Genomic DNA, 23,593 nt, shown 5'->3' on the forward strand with positions numbered 1-23,593 from the left:
GGATAGTGAATTTATTACATTGTGTAAGAGAGAAGTTTGCTTCCAGTCTGATGTTTAAGCTGATGATTCCTTTGATCATAGTTGCTTTGGCTATCAGTGCAGTTTTTACCATTGTAACAATTGGTTTTAATGCCCGGTATCTTGAAAATATCACTGAGAGTATGCAGGAACAGACCTTAACAGCTCAGACCAGTTCGGTTTCACAAACAATGAGAGCATATTACAATGTATTCTTTTCTCTGGCGGTTGATAAAAAATTACGTGAGATTGTATATGATTCTGAAAGTGGTACTCCTTCTGAATTAATTAACAGACGCGCAACTGATATTTTTAAGGAATATATGTTGATGGATTCTGATGTGATTGCTATACACGTAGTTACTCCGCAAGACAGAACAATCGGCTATAACCGATCAAATCAAACCAAAAGCGCATTATGGCAAGATCAAACAAGATTAGATAATGTAGTTTCTATTTGCAGTGATGATTATCAGATCAAGTTTGTGCCCGACAATAGATTGTTAAATCCTTATAATGAACCTATTTTTCATATTGCTATAGGATTATGGGATTTTTTCAATGAAAGATCTTATGGAACTCTGATTATGACAATGCGCGCCCGTAGTCTGGGGGCTGCTTTGGCTGCAAAAGAAACGTCTGGTGTTAAAGCTGCTCAGAGCGCTATTATCTCAGGTAGAGGCGAATACCTTGTTCATTCAGATCAGAGCAAAGTAGGTGGTAATCTTGCAGATGAACAAGAAAGTAGATATAGGGTTATAAAACTTGCAGATACGGGTGCATATGATATTCGCATAGTTAATATTTATGACAGCTGGCATCTGATGTCTACGGTTTTTCTCTATAATCTGATTATGCTAGGTTCGATAATTGCTATTCTGATGCTATATCTGCTTGTTACAACAGGCATACTAAGAAAATTTTATAAGTCTCTTTGCAGATTGATAAAAGGAATTGGAGGTGTTGAACAAGGTAATCTTAATATTAGTGTTCAAGTATCAGAAAAGGATGAAATTGGTCAGATAACAGTTGCTTTTAATAATATGGTGTGCAGTTTAAAAGAATTGGATGAAAAGCGTAAGCAAGAAAATTGTGGCAAGCTTGCTGCTTTGAATTTGCAGCATAAGGCTGAGATACTAGCTCTTGAATCTCAGATAAATACACATTTTCTTGCAAATACTATAAATATGATTAGCTATACTGCAATAGATCAGGGAAATAACGAAGTTGCAAGATTACTTAAGGCTCTTTCAAATATTTTGAGATATACATTTGAGAAATCAACCAAACCTATGACTGTGCGAGATGAGTTAAGACATTTGGATCAGTATCTGTTATTACAAAAGGAAAGACTTGGTAAGAAATTCGATTATATTATTAATGCTGATGAAGATGTTCTGGATGACTATATCCGCAAACTTATCATACAACCTTTTGTTGAAAATTCAATTTTACACGGTTTTGCCAATACAGTTAGTCAGGGTCTGTTAGTAATAAAGGTAAAAAGATTTCGCCAAAATGGTATCGCAATATCTATAGAGGATAATGGACAAGGACTTAGAACTAGTCAACTGGAACATATACGCAAGATTTTTAATCAGCATAAATTACCTCAGACAATGGGAATAGGTATTGAAAATGTAGTTTATCGCGTTAATCGCTATTACGAAAATCCTAGGCTTTATATTAATAGTTCAATTAAAAACGGCACGCGTATTGTAATGATCCTGCCACAGTTAAGAATTAATGATGAAGATAATTTTTGCTAAACAAAAAAATAACGGAGGATAATAAAAATGAATGGCATGATAGAAAATTTTAAAACATATTCAATGTTCGCTAAAGAGGGGAATCGTCTGGTTTTCCGTTATGATGCAGAAACCGTTTGGCTTGAGGCGTGGGGGGCAAACAGCCTTAGAGTAAGATCTGCTAAAATTCCAGAAATGCCGTTAAGAGATTGGGCTCTTATGCCAGCTCAGACGAATAGCAAAGTAGAAATTTTGATTAAAGATGATTTTGCTTCAATCACAAATGGTAAGATAAAAGCTGTCATTACGGCAATGGGGAAAATGGCTTTTTATAATGACAAAAACGAGCTTATTTTAAATGAATATTTAAGGAATCGCAAAGATCTAACTGTAGATTACTGTTCAGCACTTGAAATTGAAGCGCGTGAATTCAAACCGATTATAGGTGGTGATTATGAATTAAGCGTGAGATTTGAGTCTGTAGATCCCAAAGAAAAAATTTATGGAATGGGTCAGTATCAGCAGCCTTATCTTGATCTCAAAGGTGCTGATCTGGAGTTAGCACATCGTAATTCGCAGGCAAGTATACCATTTTATATTTCAAGTTTGGGATATGGTTTTCTCTGGAATAATCCTGCAGTAGGACGTGTTACTTTTGGTAAAAATATAACGACGTGGCTGGCAAAATCCACGGATATAATGGATTACTGGATCACAGCAGGCGATACACCAGCAGAGTTGGAAGAAGCATATGCCGAGGTAACTGGAAAAGTTCCTATGATGCCAGATTTTGCTACTGGTTTCTGGCAATGCAAGCTTCGTTATCAGACTCAGGAAGAGCTTCTGGAAATAGCGCGCGAGTATAAAAGAAGAAAATTACCAATTTCTGTTATAGTTGCAGACTTTTTCCATTGGCCGCTACAGGGTGATTGGCGCTTTGATCCAACATATTGGCCAGATCCAGATGCTATGATCAAAGAACTTAAAGAAATGGATATTGAGCTGATGGTTTCAATATGGCCTACCGTTGATTATCGTAGTGAAAATTTTGAAGAGATGATGCAAAAAGGTTATTTGATAAGAACAGAAAGAGGCATGCGAGTCAGCATGGATTTCCAAGGCAATACAATTCATTATGATGCGACTAATCCTGGTGCTCGTGATTTTATATGGCAGAAAGCCAAGAAAAATTATTATGATAAAGGTGTGAAAATTTTCTGGCTTGATGAAGCAGAACCAGAATATACCGTCTATGATTTTGATAATTATAGATATTATCTAGGGTCTGATTTGCAGGTTGGAAACATTTATCCATTTATGTATGCAAAGACTTTCTTTGACGGTATGCAGGCAGAGGGACAGGAGAATATTATTAATTTATTAAGATGCGCATGGGCTGGAAGTCAGAGATTTGGAGCTCTTTTGTGGTCAGGTGATATTCATTCAAGCTTTATAAGTTTTCGAGATCAGTTTGCAGCTGGTTTAAATACCGGTTTAGCAGGGATGCCATGGTGGACTACGGACATAGGCGGGTTTCATGGGGGCGATCCTGAAGACCCACAATTTAGAGAGTTACTTATAAGATGGTTTCAGTGGGGAACTTTCTGCCCGGTTATGCGATTGCATGGTTTCCGTGTCCCTGAACAACCACAGGTAGGGACAACCGGAGGTGCAACCTGTTTGTCAGGAGCTGATAATGAGGTCTGGAGTTTTGGTAATGAAGCTTATGATATTCTCAAAAATTATCTGGAATTAAGAGAAAAACTCAGGCCATATGTAACTTTACAGATGGAACAGGCTCATAAAAAGGGTACTCCTGTTATGCGACCGCTATTTTATGATTTCCCTGAAGATAAACAAGCCTGGGAATGTGAAGATGCATATATGTTCGGACCGGATATTCTTGTTGCTCCTATTATGTATGAAAACATGAAAAAACGACAGGTATACCTGCCCGAAGGTTCTGATTGGGAAAATGCCTGGACAGGGGAAGAATTAAAAGGTGGTAATTTTGTAGAAGTGAATGCGCCATTAGACTTAATACCCGTATTTGTAAAAAAAGGATCAGGAGCAGAAGTATATTTTAAGAAGTAAATAGTTATCTGGTAAAAAGTTGTATTTTGTGTTTGAAAATTAAATTAAGGAAATATATTAAAAGGGTGGATCGTTAGATCGCCCTTTTAATATACTTTGAAGCTGCTATACTGCCCATTTTCTATCCGAAGTAAAAGAAACGGTGATCCATTTATCTAGCTTTATTGTTTCCATCATCTGCAAAATCTCTTCCCTTACCCGGTCCTGATCCTGTATGGAAGAGATTAAAGTTTTCTCATCAACAACAAAATCAATTTCAATCCACAAAAGTTTGCGCCCTTGAGAAATTCTGAGAAATGTTTCGTTAAAAAGATATTTGTTTTCGATATGCATAATTATTTCTTTTAGCTTTGTAGCAAGATCTCCTTCCGGTGACATTTTAAGTACTTCTTTTAGGGCTTTTTTTATTGCAGTAACTGGAACTTTAACAAAGAAAATACTAAAAATAACTACAACCGAGGGATCCACATAGTTTAAATAATTGGTAAAAAGTTGAAAATAATTTAGAACATAAACAAGTGTGAAAGTTACTAATACACCTAAGCTGGCATATGTATCAAAAAGCCATTGAGATGCTTCTGCAATTAGGAGTCCAGAATTGAGCCGTTTTGATTTTCTTTTCAAATAAATATACATAATAAGACAGCCTACACTTGAAAAAAGAGCATAAATAATTGCAATATCTGCGTCGACTGATCTGCCACCGGTAAATAACGAAAAAACAGAAGCTATGAATGCAGCTGCAAGCAGAATTAAAATTGTCGTATATTTTACAATAATAACCAGAGGTTCAACTATTGATTTCCCAAAAGGAAATTTTTTCCAGTCATTTTTGGCTATAAACTTTGCAGCAAAAAGTGATAATGAAGATAACATTACGCTGATAAAAGAATATACCCCATCAAAAATTATGACATATGATTTTGCGATTAATCCTATCAATATGCCAGCAACCGCAAATATGACAGCTGATATAACTGAATGGAAAAGCAATTTTTTTTCTTTTAATATAGTTTTTGACATAATATCTTTTAAGTTATCAGCAGTATTTTGTTATTACTAATAACTTTGGTTTCCCCTTTCAAATAATTTCACTAAAAATAGTTTTATGAAATAGCATTGTATATAAAATGTTTAATTAGTTCTTTGGAATGCGCTTCCTCTGATGCTTCTGGTCTAAACAAATATAATTGTTCAGCTCCATGTTCCAATAATCCTATAATATAGTTGGATAAATGATCTAATTCATATACCTCGTTTATTTCCCCCTGTTTTTTATAAATCATTAGTTTTTCGCTGAGCCATTGATAATAGGGGGTATACAGTTTTTCCCATTCATCAAAGACTGCGTAGTGAGCGGTTCCTGAATAACAAAAACCAATTAGAGATTTATGTTTTAAAGTCATCCTGTAAACCATGTCTGTGAGCATTGAGACAAAATCTTTAAGTGTTGTGTCCAGAGTCCAATTTAGACTATTTGTTTCTGACAAAATATCATCTAATATGTACTTGGCTATGCCTAGAACTAATTCGCTTTTGGATTTAAAATACAGGTAAAATGTACCTTGTGCTACCCCTGCTTTTTTTACAATTTGAGAAACTGAGGTTTTTTCAAATCCATTATCTGTCATCAGATCAACAGCCGCCCACAATATAGCATCTTTTTTTGTTTGCCCCATAAATGCTCCTTAATTTTATAGTTCTGCTATTAAAAACAAAATATTTTGATCAAAATATGTTAAAGTTAAAAACTAGCACCGACACAATGACTGACTGTCAGTCATTGTGTCGGTGCTATTCTATCACATGTTCTCATGTTTGGCAAAAAGCCTATTATTGTCTGTCACTTAGTGCGGGGCAATAAGTGACAGACATATGCTTAGTCAGCCACTGTTACGAAGCAATTAGGGTATAAATAATTTACACATATTCATTTAATGATTTATGTGGGTAGACATTGTTTGGCATTTTTTCTGTCGTTACATAACCAGGTTCTGCATTTATGAGTGCTGGGATTCGATTTATAAGATTTGAGCAGGTTAATTCAACTGTAGCAGGGCGATTTACATTGATTGTTGTTTCTGGTTCGCCATGAAAAGTCCAGTCGTTTCTGTCAAAATCTTCCGGTGAGTAAACATTTCCCACGCATTCTGTTTCAAGAGTGATTCCTTCTTCGGTTTCGGTTATAACTATCGCTCTCATACCTGTCGGTTGTCCTGCTTTTATAGTTAGACCTAATGTTGAAGAGTATAAATCTTTATCATATTTGGTAGGAATACATTTTTGCACCTGAGAAGTGGCTGTTAGTCCTAATTTACTGCAAATCCAACCATTTTGATTCCACATGTAGCTAGGTACATATTCGCCGCTTTCGACTAATTTTTTTTGATCTTCAGAACTGTACTCGTTATATTTGCCTATTTCCTGATCAAATTCTTCTATAGACAAACCTGCGCCATGACCTTTTGCCAGAGCGATTCCATAATCCTCTACATTATAGCTGCTACTGCCGGTTATCTTAGTAATTTTCTGCATAGAACCGGCTAGTGTGTCAATAAGAACACCCCAGTACATATCAGGATAGCCACTTCCAGCAAGGGTTATACCATTTTGTTTTGCCAGAGTATCTAATTCTTTGGTAATTGCTGGAGAAGAATTCCATGGATAAATCGCTTCTTCACAGGTTGAAATAGCATTGACACCATTCTTTGCACAGACTGCAAAAGCATCTTTTATATCTGCAAGAGTACTCATCGTTGCAACCACACAGACGTCTGGTTTTAATTCTGCGAGTATTGTATCTGCCTGATCGGCGCTTGAAACAACAATTCCTGTTTTGTTCAGGCCTGCTATTTCACCAATATCTTTGCCGATGACATCAGGATTTACATCGAAAGCTGCCACAATTTCAACGTCTTTTTCCAGCATATAGCGAATTAAATAAACGCTCATTTTACCGCAACCATACTGAACTGCTTTGATTTTTCTATCCATTGATAATACCTCCTAAAAAATAAATTAACTTGTGCTTCTTAACGCACTCAAATTGAGTCTACACCTTTGTGCTGGAAAAAGGTCAAGCAGAAAAGTGAAGGAAGTAAAATTAATCTTTTATTAATGGCTTGGCTTTTCAAAATTAGCTATCTGCGAACTGGTATTTGGATCTTATACATAATATTTCTTGGTGCTGAGGCAAAGCCAGGAAATTCTTTGATAACTTCACAAATATAGTCACCTGCAGGCTTATAACCAGATCTTTTCAATTCAAACAAAAGTTTTTGGGCACAATCTTTTTCTTTTTCGAAATCATCATTGCACATACATAAATATAGTGATTCAGGCAAAATTTCTAGATTGCCTGGTCCGTCATAATCTTTTTCCACAAAGAAAAAAACTTCGTCTGAGTACAAATTTTCGCTTCCCAGATGCTTCTGTCGAATTATGGTGCCAACATTACAGAAATAACTTGCAGGTAGTTTGTTTTCTACCAGGCAAGTTTTTAATTCGCGCAACATTAATTCATATCCGGAAATATCTTCTTCAAAAAGATTAATACGGGTTTTTTGTGTAAAAATCAGTCTGTTCTGCATATATTCATAGAATAAACTGCAATCTCTTGGCAAAAGTTTACAATATTTATAATTGCTAATCATTCTGGCAATTGAATCATGGCTTCGTTTTAAAAGTTTTATGCTGGTTTCAACGTTAGCAAGCTGTGATTGCAGCATTTTGCAGATTTCATCGGAGTCTTTTAGATTAAGATAATAACGTATTTTGTGTAGGGGGAGTTCACATGATTGAAGGTACTGTATCATGTCAAGTTTTGCACACTGATTAATATGATAATAGCGGTAGCCTGTTTTGGGATCTGTGAAAACAGGCCGCAACAAATCTTCGCGGTCATAATGCCGCAAAGTTTCTGTTGTTACATTATTCAGTTGAGCCATTTGCCCAATAGTTAATTTTTGAATATCCATTTTCTAAAAGCAAGTCTTTCTGCTTCTCTTTAATGAGACAAAATCACTACAAAAACTTTCAAGAGTTACTCAAATCATTATAGCAGATTTGTATTGTCTGTTAATGCTTGTTTTTGCGGCATTATTTATCATCATGTAGTTTTCTTATAAGCATATAGTAATACTCTATATCCTTTTCAAGCTCTACTGTTCTTATATTCTGACTAAGATCGAAATTGAAATTTTGTTCAACTATTTCAATTAAACCATGATCTTCAATAGAGGCAGCTTGTTTTGTGAAAAGAATATTGCTACCTAGATTTGTTGTTAGATCGTAACCTTTTGTGCCTGGTTGGCTTCCTTCTTTTTCATAAAAATCATGACTGCCTCGTTGTTCCAGACTGATAGTTAATTCAGTAGTTTGAGCAGCCGGAATGGTTATATCAAAGGTAAAATATATAATGCGATCTATACTTTCTGCTTCGGAGAAAATATCTTCCATAAAACCGTCACTATAACGATCAGTTGATTTTTCTGATAAAAGCCCATGATTTTGCATTAAATCGTAGGAGGCTTCCATTATGAGTTCAAACCTAAGATCTGCAGGCAAAATTTCGGTTCCATACATTTCCGGGTTTTCATCATAATTACTAAATATATTAAGATGTACCTGCATTAATTCACGCAGTACTGAATCGAGTGTTGTTTTTGAACGTGTCATATCTGTGGTTATTTCCATCTCAGTTCCTTTATTAAATCCTAAATTTTCATAACCTTGAATCTCGATATCAGAAATATCCCCTCCTAAGACAATAAGACAGAATCTTTCGTCATATAGTTTTAATCTTTCATCATTTGGTAAAAAGAATCCCTTGGTGTATTTGTTGTCTCCTGCATATTCCATACCATTAAATCCATAGGTTATAACTTGGGCATTTTCATCTAATTTATAGGAAATAGCAAGGCTGGGAGCTTCTCCTTCACCGCTTTCTATAACAAAGTTTGAAAAATCATAGACAATAACCTCTTGATCAATAGCAGAGATATTTTGATTTTGTAAGGCTTGCTTCAAGTAACTACCATCTTCTAGTAATTGTTTGTATCCCAACCAGTTATCAAGATGTAAAAGGTTAAAGGTACTATCGTCATTTTCTATTGGTGATCCCCAGACACCTGTGAAACTGCCGCTGTATTGACCAAGCATTATTTCAGAATTAACTTTATGACCATCTAAGTTTATTGCCAGAGGTTTTTCCATCAATTCTCTTAAAGAGGCGGTATAAGGATAGATCGCTTTGACGGTTATATCAGTAGTCGTTTCATTTTTCAGTTTGTAGCTGTCTGTCACATTAGCGGAAGTTCTGGAAGTTGTTTGTTCAATTATTTCAGAGTCGTTGCTTGTACCTGATTCATAATACTCGACCACATCCCTATATGGAGTAAAGTCGTACACAACATTTCTCTCTGCGGTTATGTTTTGATTTTTTTCCATAAATGTCAGGGGTAAAACAGGCCCTTCATAGAACATATAGGTTCTGCCGTCGGTGGTGCCACCACCGCTTTGGGCGCCGCCTATACCAAATAACCCCATTTTATATGCTCCCCAAATACTACCTAGTGCAAGAATGCAGCAGCATGCAGCAATTGCGACATTATATATAGTTTTTCTTTTTTTGTTTTTTGTTTTATGAGGTTGATTTAAACTGTTTAAATCTGAAAAATTGTCATATTCAATAATCAGTTCGTCGTTTACGTGTCCGATTGCATTTAGTAAAAATTTTGCATTCATATCTCATATCCTCTTTCTCTTAAATATTGTACAAGACTATTTCTTAGCCGATATAAAAGAACAGACAGATGGGATTTTGACATTCCTAATTTTAGCGCTAGTTCAGAAAGACTTATAAAGTAGAAATAGCGTCCGACGAATGCCAATCTTTTTTTTGCAGGCAATGTCATCAAAAAAACACTGATTTCAGTTGCTATTTCTTTTGTTTCAAGTATCTGATCGGCAGGGTCAGATTCAGATATTATTTGCAGAGAACGTCTTTTGCCAGAGCTTTGAATCGATTTTTCCAACTCATCTAAAGACAATTCAACCTCGCCACCGCCTCTTTTGCCAGCATTACGTGAATCGAGCTTGTTAAGTGACAAATTACGGGTAATCTTTCCGAGCCATACCGATAAACGGGATGGCTTTGCAGGCGGTATTGCGTTCCAGGCACGAAGCCATGTATCATTTACACATTCATCCGCATCTTCTTTGTTGCGAACAATACGTATAGATATAGAATGACAGTATTTGCCATATTGAATCTCTGTTTCTGAAATCGCATCTTCGTTTCTTTCCCAATATAAACCGATGATCTCTTGATCCCCCATTATTAGTACCTCATATTTCATAAATCTGTTCTTTTAGGTCTTCAAATATATAGACAGAAAATAATCCGGCTCATTACAAAAACTGTCAAATTTTTTTGCAAGTTACTTTTTTATACCGGCTTTATCAGAATAAAATTCGGTATCTTATAAATAGTATATATAATTCTTTAAAATTTGGGGAAAATACAAAAATATGAGAGAATTGATTGATAAAATGTGATTTGTTATCATTTAAGTTAGATTTCTAAATGCGTTTTCTTTCAATATAAAAGATATCAAAGGAGTTTTTATGTTGCAGTCAAAAGTGCAAATGCCTCCTCTAAACATTCAGACAATCAGAAGAACAGAATTAATCGCCAAATGTAGTGATTTAGCGATAGGTATTAATGGGTTTGATAAAAAAACAACCTTGCTTATTGCTCCTGCCGGATATGGTAAAACAGTTTTTTTGCAAGACTGGCTGTCAAAACAACCCCATAGGGTTATCTGGTGTACTCTTTCAGAAAGTAATGAAGAGGCTTATGAAGCTTTAAAAACACTTGTTATGGCGGTAAAATTTGTTTTTCCTGAAATTTGCACATCTGCATTTGCTTTGCTTGAAGAAATGATTATCATACGAAATGATGAAGATAAAATCATGCAGGTAGCAAATCAGATTATAAATGAAATGATGTCGGTGGAAGAACCTGTTTATTTTGTCTTTGATGACTATCACGTAATTAAAAAAACTCAGACACATTTACTTTTTGCGCATATTATTGAACAAATGTCCCCGATGATTCATGTTATTATTGCCGATAGATTTGTGCCTCCTTTTCCCGTGCTTAAATGGCAGGCGAAAAATATGGTCAGATGTATCTCTGCTGAAGATTTTAAATTTTCTTTTAATGAAACTGAATGCTTTGTAAAACAAATTTATCGGGCGAACTTTACCTCTGAACAAATGGAATTGCTTTATGAAAAAAGTGAAGGCTGGATAACCGCAGTTATCCTATTTTTGATAGGGATCGAACAAACTGCCGGCAATCTTAATATTGAAGCGTATTTGGCTGGTATTCAGGGAAATCAGGAACAGATACTATCTTATATTACCAGTGAGTTTTTTGATCATCTGGATGAACCGGTTCAGCAGCTGATTATAAAATCTTCAGTTTTTGAAGAATTCTCAGAAGATATGCTGATAAAAATTCTTAATAGTGAAGAAGTAATTAAATCTCTAAGATTATTAAAAAAGCATCAGCTTTTTATTGTTGAACTAGATAATGAAGGTAAAAGATTTAGATATCATTATTTGATGAAATCGTTGCTTGATCAAAAGTTTAAAAATCTTTCTTCCGATGAAATCGTGAATATAAGAAAAAAAGCAGTAGTATATTTTTTAGAAAACAAGATGTATTCCCAGGCGCTGGAACAGACTTATAAAGTTGGTATAACAACCCAGGTTGCACAAATAATGGATGAATACTGTAATCAAATACTTGAGTCAGGAGGTGCTTTAACTCTTGTTGAAGGCTTAAAACGAATTGACGATGCTACTTTTGATAAATTTCCCATGCTGAAACTCGTGAGGATATTTTTGCATCTGGTCGTTTACGGCAAAGGTGATCTTCATGAAGATTTGGAAGAAGCTGAGCTATTTTATTACGAGGATGAGAAAAAAAACATATTGTATAAAGGAGTTTATAATGTTGTAAAATGCTTAACCCTTATATATGAAAACAGACTTGAAGACGCTTATAAACACGCTGATACAGCGCTCGAACTGCTTCCGGACGAACCATATTTCTGGCGAATGAGTGTAGCTGTTATGTGCGGTGATGTTATGGTATTTTCTGGTTTGCCAAATAAAGGCTATTACTATTATTTGCAGGCACATAATAGTAACATTGCTGGCAGGCATCATTTCTTTACAATGTCCACAGGGATAAAAGCAGCCTATGCACTGCATAATATGGGGTCGCTTAATGATATGGGAAAAATATTGGATGATATGCTTATGCTTGCAAAAGAAAAGGGTTATGAAAAAACATCTAAAGCAGGTGCAACATGGGCATATTATGGCTTGTTTTTATTTGAAAAAGGAGATATGGAAGCAGCTAAAAGATCTATAGAGAGAGGAAAAAGACTGGCAAAAAGCGAACCGCTTTTTTATGCATGGACTTTATTGGTAAATGTTGAGATTTTAGTTGAAGAAGGTGATTATAAGGGTGCACTTATGTTAATACAAGAACTGCAATCATATGATCGAAATTCTAATTTAAATCACCTTATTAAATTTGAAACAGCAGCCTATAAAGCTTTTGTACTGGCAAAATTGGGTTTGCAGTCTGAAGCTTTTGATAACTTCAATGAAATAGGCATTGACCTGGAAGATTCCATAACACCAGACAAAATAAAAGGATATCTGCTTAAATTAGAGATTGCTGTAGATCATGGTAATTTAGCACAGAAAACTTTTTTTGAAATTTTTGAGAAATTGGAGAAGATTTTTAAAAGAGGTGATTGTGGGCATTCGGAAATAAAATTGAATATGATAATACTTGCTTTTATGGAAAAGAATAATTGCAAAGATATATCGCAACAAAGATTGAAAATCAAGCAATTGCTTGAAGAAAAAGGATATAGCAGGCTTGAGAAAACTATTTTTGGCGAATCAAAAACAGTTTTTTTGGCAGATAGTGACATGGTTTATATTGAGAAATTAAGTTCCAGAGAAGTTGAGATATTAATGCTGATTGCAGATGGCTTATCTAATAAAGCTATAGGGGAAAGGCTTTTTCTGTCTCTTAGCACAGTGAAGTGGCATACCAGCAATATATATAATAAGCTAGGTGTAAAGGGTAGAACACAGGCTTTAGCCACGGCAAGAAAACTTAGTGTAATATAATATGTAAAATACTTTTATAAAACAAAGATTGCTTAAATTTTGCGGGCGGCATAAATTGCCACCCGCTTTTTAGTTTTAATTCCTATATTGCTTGAATCAAAGTTTTATTTCAAGGTCTCTGTTCTTAAATGATATTATCCCTATAAAAGTTAGGAGTATTCCTGCGATGAAGAACACTAAGGCGGCAGGCCAGTTGTCGCTTTGATAGGAAAAACCAAATTGAGAAAAAGGTGAAATTGTCTGTAGGGTTTCGGGCAATTGCAATATTGTTCCGAAAAAAGGACCTGCAATTGTCGATGTAGCAACAACTAAACCTGATAATAAAACGCTGAATTTAGGGACTATTCCATAAATAGCGACACAAATACCAAAAATCAGAATAATTGCAGAACTGTTTTGCAAAGCATACTTAAGAAGATATTTGAAAGAATCGTCTATTCCTAACGAAATCAGCAAAGCTATAACAAAGGAAATCAGAATCATGCTCGTACCAGAAGCTCCGCAAATAATATGGCTGATTATATACGTTTTTCTCTTAACAGGTGTTGCAATTATTGGTTCGGCAAAACCTTTCGTTTCTTCACTGCGTATGCGCAAAACAGATTGCAGTGAGTAAAAACAAATAATCATGCTTACTACCCCTATCATCATGAATATAAAGCTGTTTTCTGCATTTTTAAATGTGCTTTTCAATAACTCTGTTTCTTGCATGGTATCGGCATAGTTTTGACCGGCAGATCCGAAAATAAATCCTAAAAAAGTTATAGGCAGCAGCCAACCTATGAATAATGATCTTTGCAATTTAACAGCAAAACCGAATGGGTTTAGAATCCAGTTTTTGGCTTCTGAGCGGCCGCTTCTTGCTGGAATCAAGCCTGTATTTATATCTCTATGTTTAACGATATAATTGGCCAGAAGGAACATAATTATACTTGCCAGAATCAGAAGAATAAATGGAAAATAAAAGTTTTTATCAAAAGGTCGTATATGCTGAATCCAACCAATGGGGGAAAGCCAGGTTAATATGTGATTTCCAAAATCGACGATGTTGCCTGCTGCGTTTATAGTGAATAGAATAAAAAGAGCTAAAGTCGAATAGGTTGAAGCTCCCTTAGAAGATGCAGAAAGCTCGGAAAAAACAGCAGCTATACCCAAAAACAGTATTCCGTATAATCCGTAACTGAATCCTGCAATCAGGGAATCTTTCAAATCAAGACCGTTAGCAATAAACGCGACTGCAATGCCGAGGGCAATAAAAAGATTTGATGTTATACCCAGAATTGTTGCAGCTGTTAAGGAAGCTCTTTTGCCTGTAACAGTTGAGGCTATAAGTTCAGTTCTACCTGTCTCTTCGTTTTGTCTTGTATGTCTTATCATAAGTTGAATATTCATAAGAGCTATGGCGATAGATATCATAAAAGACATTCTGAATAAAACAAAAGCGCCTAAATGATCCAACATATAATGTGATGTAGGTGCGATCATAAAACGCATTCCAGGATTGTCAATTGCTACAGCCGCCATTTGAATCATTTCTGTACCTGAAAGAGATCCGTTTCCGGCAGTTATAAAAAATGTAAGAATAGAGGTGAGAATAATCCAGACAGGGATTTTAATTTTATCCCTCTTTGAGGCGAGTTTTAGTAAAGCGAAACTACCAACAAAGTCATTTTTTCTCATTTTGTTTTCCTCCTTTTAAGTCGCTTCCATAATGCTTCATAAAAAGAGATTCCAGAGAAGGTGGTGTGCTTTTTATAGTTTTTATGCCGTACTGAATCAAATGTGACATTACAGAATTCAACTCAGTGTTTTCAACAGTGAAAGTAATTCTGTTTTCGCTAAACTCTATATCTTCAACCGTCTTAAACTGCATTAGATTATTTACCGGTAATTCAGTTTGTACGTCTATTTTTTGGCGTGACATATGCTGCATTTGTGATAAGGAACCAGTTTCTACAATGCTTCCTTTTCTTATAATACTAATACGGTCACATAATTTCTCTACATCGTCCATTATATGGCTGGACATAAGAATTGTTTTACCATCCTTCTTTAATTTATTAACATATTCTTGAAATATATTAGCCATAAGAGGATCCAGCCCTGAAGTTGGTTCATCAAGAATATAGAGATCAACATCAGAGGCGAAAGCTGAAATTAAGCCTACTTTTTGCCGGTTGCCTTTTGAATAAGTGTGGCATTTTTTCTTAGGATCAAGTTCAAAGAGATCTACCAGTTCATTTTTCCTTTTTTGGTCATAATTCCCTCTCAAGGATAAAAACAAATCGATAATTTCTCCTCCTGTCAGATTAGGCCATAAATGAACATCTCCTGGAACATACGCAATTTTTTTGTGTATTTCTACGGAGTCTTTCCAGGCATCTTTGCCAAAGACTTTTACACTTCCGCTGTTTTGTCTCAAAATTCCAAGCAAAACCCTTATGGTTGTTGATTTGCCGGCACCATTTGGACCTAAAAACCCAAGAGCCTCTCCTTTTTTGACAAAAATATCCACATTATTAAGAGCTTGAAATTTCCCGAAATACTTACTTAAATTTTTGATTTCAACACAGTACATTTTTTTACCTCCCAAAAGTTTGTAATCTTGCTATGTCTAGATTTTAATTGGGAAAGAGAAATAAATGACCAGTCAAAAGTATGGTTTTTACTATTTGAATCTGTACTGAAAACCGATGTGCAAAATATCTATAACCATCTTCCCTAAATTTTTTTTTGTTGTATAATGAAGCCAAATATTAAGAAAGGAGTGATCATCGCATGAAGAGTTATAAGGATAAGTATCTTCTTGTAGGGGCTGATTTTGCAGGATTTCCGCTAAAAGAGGAGGTGATCGGATATCTTAAGAGCAAAGGCTGGAAGATAACCGATATTGGTGTTACATCTGCAAATGAACAAGATCCTGAAATGTTTCACCGCATTGGTCTGAAAGTTGGAGCTAAAATCAGTGAGAAAGAGTTTGATAGAGCTTTGCTGTTTTGCGGCACAGGCATGGGAATTCATATTGCTGCCAGCAAGTGCCCGGGTGTTCATGCCGGAGTTGTTGAGAGCGTAGCTGCGGCAAGAAGAGCAATCACTGGAAATGGCGTAAATGTTTTGGCTATGGGTGCTTTTTATGTTGCTCCACAAATGGGCAAAGATATTGCCGATGCTTTTTTGTACAATGATTTGGGCAGCGGTTATGAGTACTGGCCTAACTTTTATGAGTTTCACAAGTTGGCTATCGATGAACTGGATGCTTTTGATTATCAAGAATTCAAAAACAATGGGTTTGAAGTTCAAAGAATAGGCGATGTCGACATTAAACTTGTTGATAAACCTGAAAATTTATGTGGATAGGGAGGCAAAAATGAATAAATTAAAAATATTGTTTGCAGGTGAGTCATGGTTTTTCACTACAGTCGAAACGAAGGGTTTTGATCAATTTACAATTGGCGGATATGAGACTGAAATCGAAAGAGTAAAAGCATACATGTCAGATTTTGCTGAGATTACTCATATACCAGCTCATCTTGTTTCTACGGAATTTCCTGGAAGTGTTGAGGAATTGCAAAAATATGATGTTGTAATGGTCAGCGATGTAGGATCCAATACTTTCCTGCTTCATCCTTCGACTTTTTTCAAGTCAGAAAAAACTCCTGATAAGTTAAAAGCAATTGCTGATTATGTTGAGGGCGGCGGTGCTTTTGGTATGATTGGTGGATATATGACTTTTCAGGGAATAGAAGCAAAAGGTAAATGGCATGGCACAATAATTGAAAAAATATTGCCTGTTGATATATCGCCTTATGATGATAGAGTTGAATGTCCTCAAGGTGCTTTTATTGAACTGCCTTCTGAAAATCGTCATAGATTAGTTGAAGATTTCCCTCAGGAGTGGCCGGCTGTGCTTGGATACAACAAACTAAAGGCTACTTCTGGTGCTGAAGTGGTTGCCAGAATAGGTGATGATCCTTTTATTGCGATAGGGTCATGGGGAAAAGGCAAAACTTTTGCTTGGGCAAGTGATTGTGCACCTCACTGGCTGCCGGCAGAATTTTGTGAATGGGAATATAACCGGGTGCTATGGTCTCGCCTACTGTCCGAGGTTAGTGGTAAAAATGTAAGTGTTGAAATCTGATACTTATAAATTTTCAATATTTTGTAATAGACAGGTGGGCAAAACTGTATTAAGGCAAAACATATAAACAAATATCATATCCTGACCTTAAAGATGGCTTAAAAACTGAAAATTATTTTTGGAAGCAATTAATTTTTTTAAAATTTCATGTAAACGGTAACATGAAAAAGAATAATTTGTATTCACAAAAGAGACATACAAAAACGTTTTTGTTGTTATATATGCACAATTTAAAAGTTGGTTTGTTGTCATTTATACAGTTTTGTTCACAAATTATTAATTTGTATTGACTGATCAGGAGGCTCTGATATACTAAAGGTGCAAACGGTTACATTGAGTTTTGGATAAACTTTATTGGCTTTTGTTAGTAAAAGATGCGAGGTAATATCATGAAAAAACGTGCGACAATTAGAGATATTGCCCAAATGGCAGAGGTATCAACTGCTACTGTTTCGAGATATATCAACAAAACAGGTTTAGTTGATGAAAGAACTGCCGTTCGTATCCAAGAAGTTATTACACGACTCGATTACAAACCGAACCTGATGGCTCAAAGCCTCAAAACCAGAAAAACAAAAAATATACTGTTGGTAATACCTGATATTAACAATCCGTTTTATGCCGATATGGCTCAGGCTATTCAGGTAGGTGCTAAAAAACAGAATCATACGATTGCGCTGTATCATACAAATGGAGATTACAATGAGGAAATCAAAGCAATCCATGCGGCAGTGCAGATGAATGTTTGTGGAATTGTTATGGCATCTGTTGATGTACAAGAGAGAGTGGTGCAGGAATTAGCGAAGCTGGAAATGCCTGTTATAGGAGTGAATGCGTATGAGAAGTGTCCTTTTGATACAGTTCATGGAATTAGAAAACAAGGGACATATTTAGCTGCAAAATATTTAATAGAACTAGGTCATACCAGCATTGCCTTCGCAGGTGGTTCCAAGAGGACAACAATTGGACGCAGCCGACAGGAAGGTTATTTGAAGGCATTGTCTGAAGCCGGTCTGCAGACAGATGATTCTCTGATCTTTGAGATGGGTTTTTCTGTTAATGCAGGGTATAAGGCTGGCAGATATTTTTCCACTGTACATCCTTTGCCGACTGCAATTTGCTGTGCGAATGATTTAGTTGCGTTAGGTGTTATGAATTCATTAAGAGACATGGGTATATCTGTACCGGTAGAAATATCGGTTACAGGTATGGATGATATTCCTTATGCGGTTTTGATGACACCGCGCTTAACTACAGTCACAAATGATAGCTCTTCTGTTGCTTCTGCTGTTTTGCGTATGCTTTTTGACCGCATTCACGGAGAATATGATGGACTTCCAAGAGAAGTGCTCATTGAAAGAAAACTAATTGTACGCGAGTCAACGATTAGTGCTGACAGTTGATAGTCAGCCTGAAATTTGGTACCTTCCGGCATTTGTAGAAATGCTGGATTGTATAAATAGTCCCTGAAATGTTATTTTTCAAATGGTTCGAGTATTCGAACGAAAAAGGAGGATTGAACATGAAAAAATTATTAGCTTTTCTGCTGGCTCTGGCGATGATTATGAGCCTGGCTGCCTGCGGAGGTGATTCGGCAGAGACAACCACAACTGCAGCACCTGCTGAAACAACAGCGGATAGTGGCTCAGACGATGATGCTACAGATGCGACTACCACAGCTGGATCATCCGATGTCGATGAGTCAGAGTGGGAAATAGTAGTTGTTCCTAAAGATGCAACTAATCCATGGTTTGTACGTATGGATGTTGGAGTTAAGGAATATGCTGCCGAAACCGGTCTGAACATCTATCAAAGAGGAACTCCTGAAATTGATGCAACATTGCAGTCACAGTTGATTCAGGATCTGATCGCAGCTGGTGTTGATGCGATTTGTGTTGTTCCGGTTGATCCTACTTCTCTTGAACCTGTTTTGAAACAGGCTCGTGATGCAGGCATTATCGTTATCGCACATGAAGGTGCTTCATTGCAGAATGTTGATTATGACATCGAAGCATTTAGTAATGAGCAATACGGTGCCTTTATTATGGATAATCTGGCTGAAGCAATGGGAGAAGAGGGCATATATACAACAATGGTTGCTCACGTAACAAATGCTTCTCATAATGAATGGGCCGACGGTGGTGTTGCTCATCAAAAAGCAACATATCCAAATATGACTTTACTTGAAGCCGAACCACGCGTTGAGTCTGAAGATAATGGTGATGTTGCTTACAATACCGCTAAAGAACTCTTCAAAAAATACCCTGATCTCAAAGGCATAATGGGAACTTCTTCCTTTGATGCTCCTGGTATCGCTCGTGCGATTCAAGAACTAGGTCTTGAAGGACAAGTTTTCACATCAGGTACTGGTATGCCTGCTGATAATGCTGAACTGCTTAAGAGTGGTGCTGTACAGTCATTGACTTTATGGGATCCTGCACTGGCTGGCAAAGCAATGTGCTCAATGGCACTTAAAATGCTTCGTGGTGAAGAAATAACAGATGGTGTCGATCTTGGTGTTGATGGATATAGAGATCTTCGTTTCAAAGAAGGAAGCGATACAGTTCTTGAAGGACAAGGCTGGATAGTTATTAATGCAGACAATGTCGACAGCTTCGGATTCTGATTTATGACTGTTCAGAAAACGGTGGCCATAGACATAAAGACGATTCATGTAATGTAGTATCTGCCGGAACGGTGCTTGATAAAGTGCCGTTCCGGTTGGATTATTAGCTAAGATAAATAAATAAGGTATATGGCAAACCGGACATTTCTGGTTTTATGGAAAGGAGCTGTTACAGCTATGGCTCAGAGTGTTTTGAAAGTAAACAATGTTAAGAAATCTTTTGCGGCGGTCGATGCACTCAAAGGTGTGTCTCTTGAAATTGCACCTGGAGAAATTCATTGTCTGGCAGGTGAAAATGGCTGCGGTAAATCCACTTTGATAAAGATTATTTCCGGTGTTTACACTGCTAATGCCGGTACGATAGAGTTTGGAGGAAAAACTTATAGTAAAATTACTCCAATAGAAGCTATTAATAATGGTATTCAGGTTATTTACCAGGATTTTTCTATTTTCCCGAATTTAACTGTATGGGAGAATTTGTCTTTTAACAGTGAGTTAGCGAGTAAACGCAAATTTGTTAATAGAAAAAGAATGAGAAAAATTGCGGAGGAAGCAGTTGCCAAGATAAATTTTGAAATTGATCTTGATGCAAAGGTAGAAAAATTGTCTGTTGCAAATAAACAGTTGATAGCTATTTGTAGAGCCTTGATGTTTAATGCAAAGCTGATAATTATGGATGAACCTACTACTGCTCTGACAAAAAAAGAAGTCAGTGCTCTGTTTAAGATAATATTAGATCTGAAAAAAGAAGGTATTGCGATTTTATTTGTTAGCCATAAGCTAGATGAAGTTTTTGAAATATCCGAGCGTTTTACTATTATGCGTAATGGTGAAAAAATTATAACGGGTAATACTAAAGATCTTGATAATAAGAAATTCACCTATTACATGACTGGACGAGAATTTGAGGATTTGTCTTTTACTCCTAAGGATATAGACAGTAAACCTGTTCTTGAGGTCGAATCTCTTGGTCTTGAAGGATTCTTTGAGAATATCAGTTTTGATCTGAAAAAGGGTGAAATTCTTGGTATAACAGGTCTTCTGGGATCTGGCCGTACTGAACTTGCTTTATCTCTTTTCGGAATGAAAAAGGCTGACAGTGGTAAAATCAGGATTAACGGACAAGATGTTGTGATTGATTCTGTGGAAAAAGCATTGGAAAGTGGAATTGGTTATGTGCCGGAGGATAGGTTGTCTGAAGGACTGTTTTTGCCAAGAAGTATTGGTGATAATATAATCATTTCCAGAATTGACAAGTATGCTGCCGGTATTGGTGTTTTAAACAAAGATGCATTAAAACAGGATATTGCAAAGTGGGTAAAAGAGCTGGCTATTGCCACGCCTGATCCTGATAATGCCTGCAGTACTTTGTCTGGTGGTAATCAGCAGAGAATAGTTCTTGCAAAATGGCTGGCGACTGAGCCTCATGTTTTTATTCTTAATGGACCAACTGTTGGCGTGGATATAGGTTCTAAGCATGATCTTCATAAAATTCTTCAGGATCTTGCTAATAGCGGTATGGCTATAATAATAATATCGGATGATATTCCTGAGATTATGGCTAATTGTTCAAAGGTTCTTATTATGAAAGACGGCAAAATAGAAGCTGTTGTTGATCCTAAAACTACTAATGAACACGAATTATCCAGTCTTATGATGTAGGGGGTGGTAAGAATGACTAAACTGGTTAAAAAACTTTCTCAAAGTAATGAAACATATATATTTTTGGTTATTGTTCTTCTTAGTATAGTAATACAGCTTAGATCAGGTCAGTTTTTCACTCCTAATAATATTGTGGATCTGGCTTCTGCGCTGATTGTTCCGGGACTTTTTGCTATCGGAGCATTTATGGTGCTTCTTTCAGGCGGTATTGATGTTTCCTTCCCGGCACTTGCTTCTTTGAGTATGTATGCTACTACCAGATATCTTGTTGACCAGAATTATGAAGGCGGAATGTTTTTGCCAATAATTATGGTATTGGTTTTTGGTGCAATATTGGGAGCTTTCAATGGTGTGCTTATCTCGCTTTTTAGTCTGCCTCCTTTGATAGTTACATTGGGAGCTTCAAGTGTTTTTAAGGGAATTATGCAAGGGGTACTGAATTCAGTACAAATTGCTGTTATTCCAAAAGGGATGTCTTCTTTTGGTACTTCAGCACTTTTCGTAGCAAGAAATCCTCAATCTGGATTGACTTCAAGAATGCCTGTTGCCTTTATAGTTCTTTTGGTAGTTTTGATTCTCGCCTTCTTTCTTTTGAAATATACAATGTTTGGCAGAGGTATTTATGCTATCGGAGGTAATGAGATAAGTGCATACAGAGCTGGATTTAATGTCAAATTTATTAAGTTTATGCTTTATGTTGGTGTCGGAATGATCGCCAGTCTGGCAGGTTTGATTCGTGTATGCATGATGACCCAGGCTCATCCTACTAATATGTTAGGCATGGAGATGATGATAATTGCAGGTATTGTTCTTGGCGGAACTTCTATAACCGGTGGATCAGGAAGCCTTACAGGATGCATGCTTGGTACAATACTGATAGTTATGGTACAGAATTCATTGATTCTATTGGGTGTACCAACTTTCTGGCAAGGTTTCTTCCTTGGTATGTTGATTATTATAGGAACAGGTGTCAGCGCATATCAGGTTACAAAAGCTACCAGCAGTACTTCTGTTGCTAAGAAAAGGAGGGCTGTCTGATGAATACAAAGAAAAAAGGCATTGTTGGTCTGATTAATAAAGATGTTTATATTTCCAGACTGCTGGCGATAATGATTTTGTGGATGGCTTTTATGGCTATATTCAGATTTAAATCCTTCTACAGCCTTATTAATTTCCAGACTATGGCAGCTCAATTTCCAGAGTTTGGACTGATGGCGCTAGGTATTATGCTTTGCATGATAACCGGTGGAATAGATTTATCTGTTGTAGGTGTTGCTAATTTTTCTTCGATTACGACGGGGATTGTTCTTAAAACCATGGTAGATGCAAATGGTAATCTGCCGGCTTACGGCATTCCGGTTGCAGTAATTTGTGGTATTGCAGTAGGTGCTTTAGCAGGATTGTTTAACGGCTTTCTTGTGGCAAAAGTTAAAATACCTCCTATTTTGGCTACTTTAGGTACATATGAATTATTTACTGGTATTGCGATTATTTTGACTCAAGGTAAAGCAATCAGTGGTTTTCCTGAAGTCTATTCAGCAACAATATCAGGTAGATTATTTGGCTTTATTCCTATGCAACTGATTATTTTTGCAATTATGACAGCGGTTATAGCATTCCTTCTAACAAAAACAACATATGGAACAAAACTTTATATGTTAGGTACGAATATTAATGCAGCGCGGTTTAGTGGACTTAAAACAGATAGACTTCTTATTAAGACCTATTTGTTATCAGGCATAGCAGCGGCACTTGCAGGTGTTGTGATGCTCGGTAATTATAATTCCGCCAGAGCCGATTATGGTACTGTGTATACATTGCAGTGTGTTCTTATTGTTGTGCTTGGTGGAATTAGTCCTACTGGTGGCAAAGGCAGAATTGGCGGCGTTGTTCTGGCAATTGCTGTTTTGCAGATGCTCTCATCCGGACTTAACAGATTCCCTCAGATCAGCAGTTTCTATATACCTCTTATCTGGGGTGGAGTTCTGATAGCAGTTATGGTGCTGAATTACTTTACCGATAATAAGAAAATAAAACTGCCAAAACCTGATAGCAAAAAAGCAGTCAGCAAGAGGTGACTAA

General features: G+C 36.4%; 18 protein-coding genes. 10 read left to right on the plus strand and 8 right to left on the minus strand.

Annotated features, from left to right (window positions below; translation table 11 throughout):
- Nucleotides 1–5 precede the first annotated feature (5 nt).
- Nucleotides 6–1,787: a sensor histidine kinase gene (locus AC0KSB_RS03855; RefSeq protein ID WP_472306895.1), complete on the plus strand. Its 1,782-nt coding sequence runs from the start codon at nucleotides 6–8 to the stop codon at nucleotides 1,785–1,787.
- 27 nt (nucleotides 1,788–1,814) lie between these two features.
- On the plus strand, nucleotides 1,815–3,860 hold the full coding sequence (locus AC0KSB_RS03860) for a glycoside hydrolase family 31 protein (protein WP_472306896.1): 2,046 nt from the start codon (nucleotides 1,815–1,817) through the stop codon (nucleotides 3,858–3,860).
- A gap of 105 nt (nucleotides 3,861–3,965) precedes the next feature.
- Here AC0KSB_RS03860 and AC0KSB_RS03865 read toward each other — a convergent pair whose 3' ends face one another.
- The 6 genes from AC0KSB_RS03865 to AC0KSB_RS03890 all read right to left on the minus strand — a co-directional run bounded on the left by AC0KSB_RS03865 (nucleotide 3,966) and on the right by AC0KSB_RS03890 (nucleotide 10,198).
- Nucleotides 3,966–4,883, minus strand: a complete 918-nt coding sequence (locus AC0KSB_RS03865) for a cation diffusion facilitator family transporter (RefSeq protein WP_472306897.1) — start codon at nucleotides 4,881–4,883, stop codon at nucleotides 3,966–3,968.
- A gap of 83 nt (nucleotides 4,884–4,966) precedes the next feature.
- Nucleotides 4,967–5,539, minus strand: a complete 573-nt coding sequence (locus AC0KSB_RS03870; protein WP_472306898.1) for a TetR/AcrR family transcriptional regulator — start codon at nucleotides 5,537–5,539, stop codon at nucleotides 4,967–4,969.
- 241 nt (nucleotides 5,540–5,780) lie between these two features.
- Nucleotides 5,781–6,854, minus strand: coding sequence for an NAD(P)H-dependent amine dehydrogenase family protein (locus AC0KSB_RS03875; protein ID WP_472306899.1), 1,074 nt, complete (start codon nucleotides 6,852–6,854; stop codon nucleotides 5,781–5,783).
- Between the two features lie 146 nt (nucleotides 6,855–7,000).
- Nucleotides 7,001–7,837 carry a MerR family transcriptional regulator gene (locus tag AC0KSB_RS03880; RefSeq protein ID WP_472306900.1) on the minus strand — a complete coding sequence of 279 codons (837 nt, stop codon included), beginning with the start codon at nucleotides 7,835–7,837 and terminating at the stop codon, nucleotides 7,001–7,003.
- 121 nt (nucleotides 7,838–7,958) lie between these two features.
- On the minus strand, nucleotides 7,959–9,605 hold the full coding sequence (locus AC0KSB_RS03885; protein WP_472306901.1) for a hypothetical protein: 1,647 nt from the start codon (nucleotides 9,603–9,605) through the stop codon (nucleotides 7,959–7,961).
- Nucleotides 9,602–10,198: an RNA polymerase sigma factor gene (locus AC0KSB_RS03890; protein WP_472306902.1), complete on the minus strand. Its 597-nt coding sequence runs from the start codon at nucleotides 10,196–10,198 to the stop codon at nucleotides 9,602–9,604. The genes AC0KSB_RS03885 and AC0KSB_RS03890 overlap by 4 nt, the downstream gene beginning before the upstream one ends.
- A 289-nt stretch (nucleotides 10,199–10,487) precedes the next feature.
- Between AC0KSB_RS03890 and AC0KSB_RS03895 the strand changes: the two genes are divergently transcribed.
- Nucleotides 10,488–13,085 carry a LuxR C-terminal-related transcriptional regulator gene (locus AC0KSB_RS03895; protein WP_472306903.1) on the plus strand — a complete coding sequence of 866 codons (2,598 nt, stop codon included), beginning with the start codon at nucleotides 10,488–10,490 and terminating at the stop codon, nucleotides 13,083–13,085.
- A 96-nt stretch (nucleotides 13,086–13,181) separates the two neighbouring features.
- Here AC0KSB_RS03895 and AC0KSB_RS03900 read toward each other — a convergent pair whose 3' ends face one another.
- On the minus strand, nucleotides 13,182–14,765 hold the full coding sequence (locus tag AC0KSB_RS03900) for an ABC transporter permease (protein ID WP_472306904.1): 1,584 nt from the start codon (nucleotides 14,763–14,765) through the stop codon (nucleotides 13,182–13,184).
- Nucleotides 14,752–15,663 (minus strand): ABC transporter ATP-binding protein, encoded by a 912-nt coding sequence (locus tag AC0KSB_RS03905; protein ID WP_472306905.1) that lies wholly within the window; start codon nucleotides 15,661–15,663, stop codon nucleotides 14,752–14,754. The genes AC0KSB_RS03900 and AC0KSB_RS03905 overlap by 14 nt, the downstream gene beginning before the upstream one ends.
- 200 nt (nucleotides 15,664–15,863) lie before the next feature.
- On the opposite strand from AC0KSB_RS03905, the gene AC0KSB_RS03910 reads away from it, so the two are divergent.
- The 7 genes from AC0KSB_RS03910 to AC0KSB_RS03940 all read left to right on the plus strand — a co-directional run bounded on the left by AC0KSB_RS03910 (nucleotide 15,864) and on the right by AC0KSB_RS03940 (nucleotide 23,589).
- Nucleotides 15,864–16,442, plus strand: a complete 579-nt coding sequence (locus tag AC0KSB_RS03910) for an RpiB/LacA/LacB family sugar-phosphate isomerase (protein ID WP_472306906.1) — start codon at nucleotides 15,864–15,866, stop codon at nucleotides 16,440–16,442.
- A 10-nt stretch (nucleotides 16,443–16,452) separates the two neighbouring features.
- On the plus strand, nucleotides 16,453–17,223 hold the full coding sequence (locus tag AC0KSB_RS03915) for a glutamine amidotransferase (RefSeq protein ID WP_472306907.1): 771 nt from the start codon (nucleotides 16,453–16,455) through the stop codon (nucleotides 17,221–17,223).
- 389 nt (nucleotides 17,224–17,612) lie between these two features.
- Nucleotides 17,613–18,626: a LacI family DNA-binding transcriptional regulator gene (locus tag AC0KSB_RS03920; RefSeq protein WP_472306908.1), complete on the plus strand. Its 1,014-nt coding sequence runs from the start codon at nucleotides 17,613–17,615 to the stop codon at nucleotides 18,624–18,626.
- Between the two features lie 119 nt (nucleotides 18,627–18,745).
- Nucleotides 18,746–19,849, plus strand: coding sequence for a substrate-binding domain-containing protein (locus AC0KSB_RS03925; RefSeq protein WP_472306909.1), 1,104 nt, complete (start codon nucleotides 18,746–18,748; stop codon nucleotides 19,847–19,849).
- 177 nt (nucleotides 19,850–20,026) lie between these two features.
- Nucleotides 20,027–21,511, plus strand: coding sequence for a sugar ABC transporter ATP-binding protein (locus AC0KSB_RS03930; RefSeq protein ID WP_472306910.1), 1,485 nt, complete (start codon nucleotides 20,027–20,029; stop codon nucleotides 21,509–21,511).
- 12 nt (nucleotides 21,512–21,523) lie between these two features.
- Complete coding sequence (locus AC0KSB_RS03935) at nucleotides 21,524–22,549, plus strand: ABC transporter permease (protein ID WP_472306911.1); 1,026 nt, start codon at nucleotides 21,524–21,526, stop codon at nucleotides 22,547–22,549.
- A complete protein-coding gene (locus AC0KSB_RS03940; RefSeq protein WP_472306912.1) occupies nucleotides 22,549–23,589 on the plus strand; it encodes an ABC transporter permease in 1,041 nt (346 codons plus the stop codon). Before AC0KSB_RS03935 ends, AC0KSB_RS03940 begins: the two co-directional genes overlap by 1 nt.
- Nucleotides 23,590–23,593 lie beyond the last annotated feature (4 nt).

This window comes from Ercella succinigenes (assembly GCF_900002895.1).

What these genes read in the sequence shown, in the direction of transcription:
- AC0KSB_RS03920 (WP_472306908.1), top strand. Translation starts at nt 17,613, where the DNA reads ATGAAAAAACGTGCGACAATTAGAGATATTGCCCAAATGGCAGAGGTA.
- AC0KSB_RS03895 (WP_472306903.1), top strand. Translation starts at nt 10,488, where the DNA reads ATGTTGCAGTCAAAAGTGCAAATGCCTCCTCTAAACATTCAGACAATC.
- AC0KSB_RS03900 (WP_472306904.1), bottom strand. Translation starts at nt 14,765, where the DNA reads ATGAGAAAAAATGACTTTGTTGGTAGTTTCGCTTTACTAAAACTCGCC.
- AC0KSB_RS03910 (WP_472306906.1), top strand. Translation starts at nt 15,864, where the DNA reads ATGAAGAGTTATAAGGATAAGTATCTTCTTGTAGGGGCTGATTTTGCA.
- AC0KSB_RS03930 (WP_472306910.1), top strand. Translation starts at nt 20,027, where the DNA reads ATGGCTCAGAGTGTTTTGAAAGTAAACAATGTTAAGAAATCTTTTGCG.
- AC0KSB_RS03860 (WP_472306896.1), top strand. Translation starts at nt 1,815, where the DNA reads ATGAATGGCATGATAGAAAATTTTAAAACATATTCAATGTTCGCTAAA.
- AC0KSB_RS03870 (WP_472306898.1), bottom strand. Translation starts at nt 5,539, where the DNA reads ATGGGGCAAACAAAAAAAGATGCTATATTGTGGGCGGCTGTTGATCTG.
- AC0KSB_RS03880 (WP_472306900.1), bottom strand. Translation starts at nt 7,837, where the DNA reads ATGGATATTCAAAAATTAACTATTGGGCAAATGGCTCAACTGAATAAT.
- AC0KSB_RS03925 (WP_472306909.1), top strand. Translation starts at nt 18,746, where the DNA reads ATGAAAAAATTATTAGCTTTTCTGCTGGCTCTGGCGATGATTATGAGC.
- AC0KSB_RS03915 (WP_472306907.1), top strand. Translation starts at nt 16,453, where the DNA reads ATGAATAAATTAAAAATATTGTTTGCAGGTGAGTCATGGTTTTTCACT.
- AC0KSB_RS03890 (WP_472306902.1), bottom strand. Translation starts at nt 10,198, where the DNA reads ATGGGGGATCAAGAGATCATCGGTTTATATTGGGAAAGAAACGAAGAT.
- AC0KSB_RS03935 (WP_472306911.1), top strand. Translation starts at nt 21,524, where the DNA reads ATGACTAAACTGGTTAAAAAACTTTCTCAAAGTAATGAAACATATATA.
- AC0KSB_RS03940 (WP_472306912.1), top strand. Translation starts at nt 22,549, where the DNA reads ATGAATACAAAGAAAAAAGGCATTGTTGGTCTGATTAATAAAGATGTT.
- AC0KSB_RS03875 (WP_472306899.1), bottom strand. Translation starts at nt 6,854, where the DNA reads ATGGATAGAAAAATCAAAGCAGTTCAGTATGGTTGCGGTAAAATGAGC.
- AC0KSB_RS03865 (WP_472306897.1), bottom strand. Translation starts at nt 4,883, where the DNA reads ATGTCAAAAACTATATTAAAAGAAAAAAAATTGCTTTTCCATTCAGTT.
- AC0KSB_RS03905 (WP_472306905.1), bottom strand. Translation starts at nt 15,663, where the DNA reads ATGTACTGTGTTGAAATCAAAAATTTAAGTAAGTATTTCGGGAAATTT.
- AC0KSB_RS03885 (WP_472306901.1), bottom strand. Translation starts at nt 9,605, where the DNA reads ATGAATGCAAAATTTTTACTAAATGCAATCGGACACGTAAACGACGAA.